13 protein-coding genes are annotated in these 12,155 nt (G+C 59.4%); 9 read left to right on the top strand and 4 right to left on the bottom strand.

The annotated features are described in order from the left end of the window. Nucleotides 1–9 precede the first annotated feature (9 nt). The 7 genes from OHD62_RS30505 (at nt 10) to OHD62_RS30475 (ending at nt 6,461) form a co-directional block, all read left to right on the top strand. Entirely contained in the window at nt 10–456 is a 447-nt protein-coding gene (locus OHD62_RS30505; protein WP_006204338.1) for a cupin domain-containing protein, read from the top strand. Nucleotides 457–513: 57 nt separating this feature from the next. Beyond that, the gene (locus OHD62_RS30500; protein ID WP_006204339.1) at nt 514–1,521 is read left to right on the top strand and encodes an MBL fold metallo-hydrolase; all 1,008 of its coding nucleotides are present in this window, start codon (nt 514–516) and stop codon (nt 1,519–1,521) included. Between the two features lie 66 nt (nt 1,522–1,587). Beyond that, a complete protein-coding gene (locus OHD62_RS30495; protein ID WP_006204340.1) occupies nt 1,588–2,346 on the top strand; it encodes an SDR family NAD(P)-dependent oxidoreductase in 759 nt (252 codons plus the stop codon). A gap of 174 nt (nt 2,347–2,520) precedes the next feature. Beyond that, nucleotides 2,521–3,669, top strand: coding sequence for an ABC transporter substrate-binding protein (locus OHD62_RS30490; protein WP_263790766.1), 1,149 nt, complete (start codon nt 2,521–2,523; stop codon nt 3,667–3,669). A 60-nt stretch (nt 3,670–3,729) separates the two neighbouring features. Then, nucleotides 3,730–4,566, top strand: a complete 837-nt coding sequence (locus OHD62_RS30485) for an ABC transporter permease (protein WP_263790763.1) — start codon at nt 3,730–3,732, stop codon at nt 4,564–4,566. A 12-nt stretch (nt 4,567–4,578) separates the two neighbouring features. Continuing rightward, on the top strand, nt 4,579–5,391 hold the full coding sequence (locus OHD62_RS30480; protein WP_006204343.1) for an ABC transporter permease: 813 nt from the start codon (nt 4,579–4,581) through the stop codon (nt 5,389–5,391). Further along, entirely contained in the window at nt 5,388–6,461 is a 1,074-nt protein-coding gene (locus OHD62_RS30475) for an ABC transporter ATP-binding protein (RefSeq protein WP_006204344.1), read from the top strand. Before OHD62_RS30480 ends, OHD62_RS30475 begins: the two co-directional genes overlap by 4 nt. 39 nt (nt 6,462–6,500) lie before the next feature. Here OHD62_RS30475 and OHD62_RS30470 read toward each other — a convergent pair whose 3' ends face one another. From OHD62_RS30470 to OHD62_RS30455, 4 genes are all read right to left on the bottom strand, one after another. Further along, nucleotides 6,501–7,220 (bottom strand): response regulator transcription factor, encoded by a 720-nt coding sequence (locus tag OHD62_RS30470; RefSeq protein ID WP_006204345.1) that lies wholly within the window; start codon nt 7,218–7,220, stop codon nt 6,501–6,503. Between the two features lie 213 nt (nt 7,221–7,433). After that, nucleotides 7,434–7,994, bottom strand: coding sequence for a TetR/AcrR family transcriptional regulator (locus tag OHD62_RS30465; RefSeq protein WP_263790760.1), 561 nt, complete (start codon nt 7,992–7,994; stop codon nt 7,434–7,436). Nucleotides 7,995–7,996: 2 nt separating this feature from the next. Continuing rightward, nucleotides 7,997–8,341, bottom strand: coding sequence for a DMT family transporter (locus tag OHD62_RS30460; RefSeq protein ID WP_263790758.1), 345 nt, complete (start codon nt 8,339–8,341; stop codon nt 7,997–7,999). Nucleotides 8,342–8,606: 265 nt separating this feature from the next. Then, nucleotides 8,607–9,416, bottom strand: coding sequence for an alpha/beta hydrolase (locus OHD62_RS30455; RefSeq protein ID WP_006204348.1), 810 nt, complete (start codon nt 9,414–9,416; stop codon nt 8,607–8,609). Nucleotides 9,417–9,779: 363 nt separating this feature from the next. Between OHD62_RS30455 and OHD62_RS30450 the strand changes: the two genes are divergently transcribed. Beyond that, on the top strand, nt 9,780–11,408 hold the full coding sequence (locus OHD62_RS30450) for an AMP-binding protein (protein ID WP_263790755.1): 1,629 nt from the start codon (nt 9,780–9,782) through the stop codon (nt 11,406–11,408). Between the two features lie 165 nt (nt 11,409–11,573). Beyond that, entirely contained in the window at nt 11,574–12,035 is a 462-nt protein-coding gene (locus tag OHD62_RS30445) for a MarR family winged helix-turn-helix transcriptional regulator (RefSeq protein ID WP_263790937.1), read from the top strand. Nucleotides 12,036–12,155: the final 120 nt, after the last annotated feature.

Genomic DNA, 12,155 nt, shown 5'->3' with positions numbered 1-12,155 from the left:
GAAGTTCACATGAAACCTGAACCCGCCGGCATCACGCGCATGAAGGATGCCTATGAAGGGCGCGTCTGGAACATCCTCGGACAAACCTACACACTCAAGCATGTGACCGAGACTTCGATGCTTTGGTATGCCGAATTCCCGCCGGGAACGTTCGTGCCGCCGCATATCCATCCCACCCAGGACGAGCTGGTCATCGTTCTCGAAGGCGAGATCCATGCCGTGCTCGACGGAGTAGAGCAGGTTGCAGGCTACGGAGATACGGTCCGATTGCCGATGGGCATTCCGCATGGGCTGTTCAACAAGTCCGATAAGAAGGCTGAAGCTCTTTTCGTGGTCTCGCCGACCGGCGCGCTGTTCTCTCTGTTTGACAAAATCCACAACGTCGGCGACCCGGCTGAGGTGGTCCGCTTGGCCGCGCAGCATGAGATCAACTTTCTCCCGCCGCCAGCCGGCTGAGCGTCGGGCGCCCGGCGATCACAAATGCCCGGTTAGTGTGCGTAAATGGGAGCACTTATGTCTTCGACCTGCAGCAATCACGCCAACAACAGCCAGATGTTTCGGCCGCCGATCGGCGATCTGTGGGACTATGCCGACATCTCGCGCGACAAGTGCATTGCGCCTGGATTGAAAGTACGCAACTGGATCCAGTACCAGGCGAGCGAGGAGTTCTACATCCAACGCCTGACAGATCGTGGCTATTTGGTCGGCGCCGCAGGTTACAACGCGGTTGCCGTGATCGGCGACAAGGGGGTGCTGCTGGTGAGCACCCAATCGGGCGTGGCGACCACCCACACGCTCAAGGGGTTGCGCACACTGACCGACCTGCCGGTCACGGACATCGTCTACACCCACTACCATATGGATCACATCGCCGGCACGCCCGAGATCGTAGCCGAGACCAAACAGCGCTTCGGTAGGGAAAGCCGGATCTGGGCGTCCTCGCTCACCGCGCGGCAGATCGACCGCTTTGGCCGTAAGGTACCGATGCCCACCAATGTCATCGAGGGCCATGACGGCGACTTCCTGTTCGAGGGCAAGCGGGTGCGCATCCGCACGCCTGAATACAACGGCCATTGCCTGGACAACGCGATCATCCATCTGCCGACCGAGGGCATCGTGCAGTTCGACGATATGGTCGAGCCGGAATGCATGCCCTTCCCCCATTTCGGCCCGCAGGAGAACTTGCGGAACTTCGAAGACAACATGATCGAACTGCAGGGGATGACCTGGGACTTCGTCAATGGTGGTCACGGCAATTTGGGCAGCCACGGCGACGTCAAATTCTACCTCGACTATTTCGACAAGATGCGCAACGCCACGGCGGCGCGCATGGAACGGCTCTCCACGACGGATTTTGTCGTGCCCACCTATTCGTACATGAGTGCCTGGGTGAATTATCTTGCTGCCGTCAGCGCCCTGGTCAAAGAGGACCTGCGCCCGGAATATGGCCTCTACTACGGATTCGAGGAAAGCGTCCCGACCCATGTCGAGATGATGATCAATCATCTTATCCTGTACTGAGGCATGAACGCGTCCATGACAGATCGCTTGCCGATTCCTCCTACCCTCGCCGGGAAGCGCGCTCTGGTGACCGGCGCCAGCCAGGGCTTGGGTCAGGATATGGCGGTGACCTTCGCCCAGGCAGGAGCCACGGTCGCAATTCACGGCCGAACACTTGGCGAGACAGAGGCAACGATCGAATTGGTCCGCAACCTCGGCGCAAACGCGCACGCGGTCGCAGCCGACTTCCTCGAGCCCGCAAGCATCAGGCCCATGGTCGAAGGGGCGATCAAGGCGATGGGCGGTCTGGACATCCTGGTGAACAATGCTGGGATCGGCGAGATTTCCACGCTGGAGGATATGGACGAGGCCCTCTGGGATCGCACCATTGCGATAAATCAGAAAGCGCCGTTCCTCGTCACCAAGGTAGCGGTGGAGACGATGCGGTCCAATGCCGATGGCGGACGCATCCTGTTCATCTCATCGACCGCGGCAAAAACCGCGGACGCCGGTTTTTCCGTCTATGCCACGGCAAAGGCCGGGCTCCTGGCCTTTGCTCGCTGCATTGCCCCTGAATTGGGTCCGCACGGGATCACGGTGAACGCCATCTGCCCGGGCTGGATCGACACCGCGTTGTCACGCGACCCGGTCAAAGCGATGGCAGAGGAGCTGAAAGTCCCCTTCGATCAGGTTTGGCAAATGACCATGGCGGACACCAACATGATGAAGGCTTTTCTCAAGCCGGCCGACATATCCCAGGCAGCGCTGTTCCTGGTGGGCCCCGGCGCCCGCCACATTACCGCGCAATCGCTGAATGTCTGTGCGGGATTGGCCTATTGGGGTTGAGACAGCGACGACCAAGAAGGTGGCGCGGAGAGTAGAATACGGAGCAGCAGTCCAGTTGCAAAAGCATGGTATGTCCTGCCGAGAATCGATCCATGGCGAAGCGTCCGATGGACATTTTCGGGGACGGGCAGAATAAAAAACAAAGAGGAATTACCTCAGAATGGGAGAGCAGACATGAAGACGTTGCAGCATTCGGTTCAACCGGGATTGCGGTTCGATCGGCGTGATTTCCTGAAGGCGTCCGGCGCGGCGGCACTTGGCCTCGCGGGCAGCGCAATGCTCGGCCGGTCCGCCTTTGCACAGAACATCGGTGGAACCCTGGACTATCTTGGGTGGCAGGGCGAGGAGATGCCCGGCGCGATGGGAGCCTTCGCCAAAGAACACGGCATCAAGATCAATCCAAGCTATATCGCCTCCATCGACGACGTCGACGCCCGTTATGCCGGTGGCGGCGGCAGCGGCTTCGACTTGCTGTCGACCACCACCTCAACAAGTGACCAATTGGAGAAGAATGGGCACGTACTGACGCCACTCGATCTCGAGCGGATACCGCGTCATGGAAATCTGGCGAACTACTTCACGCAGAATGCGCGTACGATCGGCATCGCCGACGCGGACGGCAAGTTGTTCGCGATACCACATTCGTTTGGGGTTTTCGGTATCACTTACGACAGCAAGGCCATCTCCGAGCCGAAGGCATGGACCGATCTGCTTGATCCGAAATTTAAGGGACGCATTACCATGCCGGGAGATCCCGGCGCCAACTTCACACTTGCCGCGCATATTCTCGGACACGATCCGTTCCGAACCCCGAAGGGCAAGATCGACGAGATTGCCGCGTTCATGAAGCAATTCATCGACCAGTCGAAGACCATCGCGCCGAGCTACGGCGACGTGGCGTCGCTTATCGGTTCGGGTGAAGTGGTCGCCTCCTTCCTCGGCTGGGCGGCGATCGATGTCTTTGCTGCTGCCGCCGGCAACAACAATGTGCGCACCAACATTACCCCGACGGACGGCACCTTTACCTTTGTCGAAGCTTATGTGATCCCGCAAGGGGCGGACAACGCCGAAACGGCCTATGCGTGGATCAACGAAGTGCTCGATCCAAAGGTCAACGCCGCCGCCGCGATGGAACTCGCCGCTGGTCCGACGGTAAAAGGTGCAGCCGCCTTCATCGATCGCGCCAAGAGCCTCTATCCGGTCGATGACGTCGATGCATTCCTGGCAAAACGCCCGGTTCTCCTGCAAGCCCCGATCGAATCCGACGAATTTATCACGCTGGGCGAATGGGTGGCGAAATTCCAAGAGCTTCTGGTCAAGTAAGTTAGCGAAGTGCAGATACCTCGTTTTGGAAGCTTTTGGCCCCGGTTCAGACTGACGGCAATGACCTTGCCGGCAGTCCTTGGCCTGTTGGTGTTTTTCGTCGTCCCCGTCCTTTTCCTGCTCGGCTACAGCTTTATGACGGCCGGGCGGTTCTCCGTTCATCTACCGCTGACGCTGGAGAACTTCAGGGCGGCGGTCACATCGTCAGCCAGCCTGCGGCTGGCGCGCAACTCACTCATTGTCGGCGGCTCCGTCGCGACACTTTGCGTCCTTATCGGCATTCCGGTCGCCGCTTACATCAGATATCGCGCCGGACGCTGGGAGTTTCCCGTTTTGCTGCTCTTCGTTATCGCGATGTTCGCAAGCTATCTTGTGCGCATATACGCCTGGCGGCTGATGTTGGGGGAACACGGCGCAGTCAATGCCACTTTGTTGGCACTTGGCGTGATCGATACGCCACTTAAGGCGCTGCTGTTCAGCAAACTCGCTATCGTACTGGCAATGGTCCACATCGGCATTCCCTGGGTCGTGCTTATCTTGTATTCGGCGATGCGCCCGCTCGAACCGCGCTATCTCGAGGCGGCGCAGGACCTCGGCGCGACGGCCACGCAGCGGTGGTGGAAGGTTATGTTTCCGCTGCTGGCGGCACCTATTGGATCCGCTTTCCTGCTGATCTTCATCCTCGCATCGAGTGACTACGTTGCGCCCCAGTTTCTTGGTAGCCCGGGCGATCAGCTCATCGGCATACAAATCCAGTCCGATTTCAGGGGGCTCGGCAACTGGGGCGTTGGCGCCGCGCGATCATTCCTCACTCTGCTGGTCTATGTATTTGCCTTCGGCCTGTTGACCTCCGTTCTCCGTTTCAAGCGCCTCAAAGAAATTCACTGGGAAAACTAAAGGGCAGGCAGCATGAAGAACGTGGTCCTCCTGGCAAGCACAGTGTTCGCCCTGCTCTACCTTTTCGTTCCACTGTTCATCGTGGTTCTATTTTCATTTCATGCGACGGGTGGATTGTCATTTCCCTTCGAGGGCTTCTCGTTGCGATGGTACGAGGAAGTCCTGTCTTCGCCGGATTTCCTGAACGCGACGAAGAACTCGTTCTATGTCGCTTCAGCCACCGCGGCCATCACGCTGGTTGTGTTCACGGCAGCGGCTTACGGCATGTCGCGATCGACGGCGCGCTGGCGAGATACCCTTTCTCCGCTCTTCCTGTTGCCAATCACCCTGCCTGGCATTTTCATCGGCGTGGCGCTTCTGCTGTTTTTTGCTCGCATTCAGCTGCCTCTGTCACTGATGACTGTCATCATAGCCCACATCGTCTTTGTCGCCCCGTTCTTCTATCTGATCACCAGCGTTGCGCTTGAGAGCCTTGACCCCTCTCTGGAAGAGGTGGCGCTTGATCTGGGGGCCAGCCGCTACCAGGCGTTCTTCAAGATCGTTCTCCCGCAGATCTGGCCGACGTTGGTGGGTGCAACTGTGTTGGCCTTCATGTTGTCGTTGGATGAGTTCATCATCACCTTCTTCGTCATCGGAAACGACGGCACCCTTCCGATGTATATTTTTTCCAAGCTTCGCCGCACCGTAGATCCGTCGATAAATGTCGTATCGGCCCTCCTCATCGGGGCAAGCTTGCTGCTGTGGATTGTGGGACTGATGATGATGTGGCTTCAACGTGAGCGGGCTGCGATCGGTGTAAATGGCAAGGAGAACATAACAACGTGAACCAGACTACCAATCCGCGCCTCGAAGTCCGATCCGTTAGCCATTCGTTCGGTGCATTCCAGGCTGTTAGGGACGTATCGCTGACATTGCATCAGGGCGAATTCCTGTCTTTTCTCGGTCCATCCGGGTGCGGCAAGTCGACAATGCTGCGCATCATCGCTGGCTTCCTGGTCCCGACTGAAGGCAAGGTGCTGCTGCACGGGCGCGATGTCACGGCCACGCCGCCGAACCGTCGCCCAGTTAATCTGGTCTTCCAGCGACCGACGCTATTTCCCCATTTGAACGTGTTTGAGAACGTCGCATTTGGGCTGCGCATCGCCAAGCTGTCGGAGCCCGAAATCAAACGACGCGTCATGAGCATGCTTGAGATCGTTGATCTTGGCGCGCTCGCGAGGCGGCGATCGCATGAATTGTCCGGCGGACAAATGCAGCGTGTCGCGGTCGCCAGGGCGCTCGTGAACGAACCGCAACTTCTCCTGTTGGACGAACCGTTCTCAGCACTCGACATCAAAATCCGCCTTCAGATGGAATGCGAATTGCGACGGATTCACCGCGACTACGGTGCCACGATCGTCTTCGTCACTCACGACCAGCGTGAGGCGATGGCGATGTCGGATCGGATCGCGCTGTTCCGCCAGGGCGGAATCGAACAGATCGCCCCTCCAGACGAGATCTATCGGGCACCAATCTCCGAATATGCGGCGCGATTTGTCGGAGATGCCAACATCTTGCGGGTCGACCTGCTACCGCAAGCGCCGGGATTGGCTCGGGTGGCCAGCCATGAGGTCAATGTCGGTAACCTTCATGACTGTACGTCCACGTCCGCTGTCATGATCCTGCGGCCCACCGCCATACACTTCGAGGCCATCACATCGGATGGACCGGGGTTGCCGGGGCTGGTCACCGATGTGGCCTACCGCGGCACCGGCTTTTCTTGCGAGGTGAAGGTTGACGGTCTTAGCGAACCGCTACGCGCGGAGGTCAGCGCGCTTGGTGGCTTCCGGATCGCTGTCGGAGATCGTGTCAAAGCGACTTGGTCCGGAGCGGAGGTGCGGATGATCGCGACGTGAATAGGCAGTATGCACCAATGGGAGCGGCGGGAGGACTGTTCAAGACGCCTTCATCAAGACGCCAACAAGCTCGGTCCTGTTTGAAACCGAAAACTTCTTGTACAGCGTCCCGAGATGTTCCTTCACTGTGTGGGCGGAAATTCCGAGCGAACGTGCGATTTCCTTGTTCGACCGGCCCTGGCAGATCAGCCTGGCAACCTGCCGTCCACGTGGTGGCAAGACCTCAACATTCTGGAATTCCGATCTATCATTCGCCGGTTCGGCAGGGGGTGGCGAAGGTGGTTCGGCCATTGGTGCTTTGATGTCGAGCGCCGCGTACGCATGACTGCTGGCACGGCAAACCAGATCCATCGCGGCGCGTGCCTCCAACGAGTACGACCCATAGATTTCCGATCGACCGATATAGATGACGGCCGCAATCTTTCCGTCCACCTTGATTGCGCCGGCCATGCAATGCCCAAACCCCCAGCGACGCAGAAAGGCCAAGTTGCCCTGGTCAATCCAGCCCGGCCGCCCCTTCATCATTTGATCATGCACCGGCATACCGCTGGTCGCGACGTATTCGAGCAGCAGGTCCTTCGTCTTGCTGTCACGATATTCAACGTGCAGCCCTTCGGGCACTTCTTTCGAAAACAGGAGCTTTGGCGTGGCCCCGTCCAGGGCATAGATAGATATAGCGAGGGATCCGACATAATCGGCGATAAACCTGCTTGCCTCTTCACCCAGCGTGTCGACCGTCTTGCTCTCGGCCACTCGCATGAGCGATTGGCCTAGGCGCAGGGAACAGTCCAATTCGTTCGGAGTCAGCGTCACGTTATCCTGGGTTCATATGAGTACAGCAATGGGTAGACAACCTACCGCATGAGAAGAAACAGTGCCACCGACATCGATAGTCGGCTGCCGCAACTGCGCTTCGGGGCGGTTGCGTCTGCGACACGGCCGCACCGTATCGCCAGGTCAATGGGGCGGCGGTTACTTCCTCGTAAGGGAGAGCAGCCTGGCTCTCAGGTCTACGACGTCCGCGGCTACGGCTCCATCATCACGCATGGCAAGGCCGAGCCACGCTCCGTCCGCCGCGAGACGGACGATCTCAAGGACGGGGTCACTGTCAGTTTCGCGATGCTGCCGCAGCCGTGCGTCGAGCCAATCAGCCCAGATGCGTCGCAGGCCCGGCTCGGCAATCATCGATACCGACAGGGCTGCCCATGGCCCCTTGAGACCGAACTCATGCCCGACGAACACAGTGTCGAGATAGGCGCGCGTGAAACTTCCCCAACGCTCAGGATCCCTCGCGATGGCCTGGTCGAGTTCCGCGTCCAGACGTTTGAGGATGTTTTCGAACATGCCTTCAACGAGGATCTGCTTCGACTGGAAATGATGCAACAGGCCGCCTTTCGTGACCCCCGCCGCCTCGGACACCGCTTGCAAAGTTATACCTGCAAGGCCCAAATCCACTGCGAACTTCTCGGCGCAGTCGAGAAGTTTCCTGCGAACCAGCTCCGGCTGCTTCTTGCGAAGATGACCTTGCGACATCGTCAGTGCACGGTCGTGCGGGAGAATACCTGCATCACGACCACGCCGCTCACAATCATGGCGATACCCACCAGTGCTGCCACGTCGATTGCCTGGCGGAAGACCGTCACACTGACGAAAGCTGTCAAAACGATACCGAGGCCGCCCCAGATGGCGTAAGCCACCCCGAGCGGTATGCCTTTGAGGGCTTGGGAGAGGAAGAAGAACGAAATCCCGTAAAGGATCGTCATCGCAAGGACAGGCCCGATACGGCTGAACTGTTCTGACTTTTGTAGAAAGGCTGAACCAGCGACCTCGCAGACGATAGCAGTGGCAAGCGAGCCGTAGGCAAGGAACGAGGGGGTCATGGGCGCACCGAAAAGACAAATATTGTAAGATACCATCCAGCCGGTATCTTATAAATCATGCCTCGTGCTCAATGGCAACCGGCGCCCTCACAAAAGAGCACTTTCGGCCGATCCTCACCTATTTCCTCGGCGTTCCTGTTCGGTAAGGTGACTCCCGAGAATTAACCACCATAGGGCCTGCATGCCGGCGTGCCGCAGCAACTGCTGTCTAGAAGTGGATGGCGTAGTGGCTGTTGCAGGCCGGATTGTCCAGATATAGGTCGGCTCATTCCACCAAAGTGCGGGTGAGCGGGTGGTTGCGGTCGACCAAACCGTCAATCACATCGAAATGATGCCGATCAGGCTCCTCGACGGCATCAGTAGCAGCACCCAGCCCCGCCCAGACATTGTTCAACAGTGCATTTTGGCGCCGGAACTCAGCGCGCTCCGCGCCGCCTACCCAACACGTCAGTCTTGCGCCTTCAATGGGCCGCAGCAATACGGGACTTTCGACGTTCGCCTCAGTCTCATCTATCCTCAGTTGCTTGTTCATGACGGTGCGCATCAACGGCCGAAGATCGTGGACACCTGAGATCGAGACTGTATTCACCACCCTGTCCTGCACCGATGGCGGCAAAAGGACGTCCGATGTGATCATGCGCGTAACAAGGTGGCCGCCGGCGGAATGGCCTGTAAGGCGCAGCGGTCCCTCCACCATGGCGGCCGCCGTGCCAATAGCCGCGGCAACTTCGCGAACGATGCCCGCGATGCGGATTTCGGGGCACAGCGTATAGGAAGGCATGGCCACTGCATGGCCATGTGCGAGTGGCCCGGTGGCAAGATGCGACCAGAAGCTCTTGTCCAGCCGTAACCAGAAGCCTCCATGAACAAAAACCACAAGACCTTTCGGAGTGCCTTCCGGAAGAAATAGATCGAAGAGATTGCGCGGCCTTTGGCCATAGCGTTGATCAAGTCTTGCACGCCCTTGAGCTTTCATACGCTCACGGAAACGCTCCGCCGGCTCGATCCACAGATCTGGCCATCTCTCGCCCCCTGCGATGTTGGGACCGTTGGCGTAGGCATTGTCCCAGTCCACTATTCTATGCAAAGGCACGCTTTTCGCCTCCAAATGAAAACTGACTTGTTGCCGTTTTGGCCCTTTGCTTCGAGCCGGCCAGAAAGCGCGCTATCGCGCGGTCGAGGGATGCTGCAACTGCTCGCAGAGTGTGCATTTCAGGTTCGTAAGCCTTCGAAAAGGAAAAAGCGCTGCCGGAAATTAGCAATGACCGGAGCCACCCGTGCGCGTCAATAGCCACGCAAAAAAACTTTAGGCTTGAAATAGTTTTCGGTTCGTGGGAGCCTTTGTCGGCGCCCGGTGCCCGCCTTGCACGGGCAATGAGGCAGAGGGGCCAACGGCCGCGAATTTGCCGATTGGCCGGCTCGCAAGTCGGGGGGAAATATGCTTGGGCCTTCAGCGCATATCGACACGTTCACGCGCGATCACCTGCCGCCGCCGGACCAATGGCCGGAGTTTCTGCTCGACGGCTTCCACTATCCCGACCACATAAACGCCGGTGTCGAATTGACCGACAGGCTGGTCGAAAAGGGCTTTGGCGACCACACCGCGCTGATCGGCAATGGCCGCCGCCGCACCTACAAGGAACTGTCCGACTGGACCAACAGGCTCGCCCATGCGCTGGTCGAGAATTACGGTGTCAAGCCGGGCAACCGGGTGCTGATCCGCTCGGCCAACAACCCGGCCATGGTCGCCTGCTGGCTTGCCGCCACCAAGGTTGGTGCGGTGGTCGTCAACACCATGCCGATGTTGCGTGCAGGCGAGCTCGCCAAGATTGTCGACAAGGCGGAAATCACAGTCGCACTTTGCGATACAAGGCTGATGGACGAGATGACCGCCTGTGCCAAGGGCAGTGCGTATCTCAAGCAGGTCATCGGCTTCGACGGCACCGCCAACCATGACGCGGAACTCGACCGCGCCGCCCTCGACAAGCCGGTCACCTTCACCGCTGTCAACACTGGTCGCGACGACGTCGCCCTGCTCGGCTTCACCTCCGGCACCACCGGTGTACCGAAGGCGACCATGCATTTCCACCGCGACCTGCTGATCATCGCCGATGCGTATGCCCGCGAAATCCTGGAGGTGACGCCGGACGATATCTTCGTCGGCTCGCCGCCCCTCGCCTTTACCTTCGGTCTTGGCGGGCTCGCCATCTTCCCCCTGCGCTTCGGTGCCGCGGCGACATTGCTGGAACAGGCGACGCCGCCCAACATGATCCACATCATCGAGACTTATAAAGCGACCATCTCCTTCACCGCGCCGACCGCCTATCGCGCCATGCTGAAGGCCATGGATGAAGGGGCCGACCTGTCATCCCTGCGCGTCGCCGTTTCGGCCGGCGAGACATTGCCGGCTCCGGTCTTCGAGGAGTGGACGAAAAAGACCGGCAAGCCGATCCTCGACGGCATCGGTGCCACCGAAATGCTGCACATCTTCATCTCCAACCGTTTTGGCGACATGAAGCCCGCGTCGACCGGCAAGCCGGTGGGCGGCTATGAGGCGCGCATCGTCGATGATGAGATGCGCGAGCTGCCGCGCGGCACGACCGGCAGGCTGGCGGTGCGCGGCCCGACCGGCTGCCGCTACATGGCCGATGACAGGCAGAAGGAATACGTTCGCGACGGCTGGAACCTCACCGGCGACACCTTCACGCAGGACGAAGACGGCTTCTTCCATTTCGCCGCGCGCTCCGACGACATGATCGTCAGCGCCGGCTACAACATCGCCGGCCCCGAGGTCGAGGCGGCACTGCTGTCGCATCCGGACGTCGCCGAATGCGCGGTCATCGGCGCGGACGATGCCGAGCGCGGCCAGATCGTCGAGGCGCATGTCGTACTGGTGCAGGGCGTGGCCCCTGACGCGTTGACCACCAAGCGTCTGCAGGACCACGTCAAGGCGACGATCGCCCCTTACAAATATCCGCGATCGGTGAAATTCATCGCCGCTCTGCCCAAGACGCAGACCGGTAAGATCCAGCGCTTCCGGCTGCGGGACGCCGCCTGCAACAAATAGAACCTCGGACGCGCCAAACCGGTGAAGGCCCTGTTCAAGACGGCAGGGCGAGCTTACAAGGCGCATCATGCGCTACCGCCGGATGCTGGAACGATTGCCGACGTGAACCACGACAATGTAGTCAAGACGATCTCGCCGGACTGGGTTGATGGCGAGACGAAAGTGATGGAATCCCCTGCCGACCATGGCCAGGATCTGCGCCTGTGGCTCAGGTTGCTGACCTGCTCGACGCTCATCGAAAGCGAGATCCGGCGCCGCCTTCGCGAGCAGTTCGACTGCACGCTGCCGCGGTTCGACCTGATGGCGCAGCTGGAGCGGGCCAAGGCCGGCATGGTCCTGGGCGAGCTCTCCAAGCGTATGATGGTGTCGCCTGGCAACATAACCGCGCTGGTCGAACGGCTTGTCGAAAGCGGCCACGTCACCCGCACCGTTTCAGCGGCCGACAGGCGGGTGCAGATTATCGCCCTGACGTCCTTCGGCCGCGCAGAATTCGAGAAGATGGCGACCGCGCACGCGGATTGGATCGCCAAGCTGTTCGACGTCATTACAGCGCGGGATGGCAAGATCCTGTTCGACAGGCTGGGCAAGCTCAAGCGCTCGGTCGTCACCGCCCTCGCCCGGGATTGACGGGTTTCCTTCAGCCGATCCGCAAGGGCCGAACCTGCCTTCACAGGCTTCTCGTCGCATCAGTTGCTACCGAAAATTATTTTAAGCTTGAAGTTTTTTCCGAGCCAGTTCATGGTGACG

The organism is Mesorhizobium sp. YC-39 (genome assembly GCF_025753795.1).
Classification (GTDB): Bacteria; Pseudomonadota; Alphaproteobacteria; order Rhizobiales; family Rhizobiaceae; genus Mesorhizobium.
This window is presented reverse-complemented; position numbering and strand designations above follow the sequence as displayed.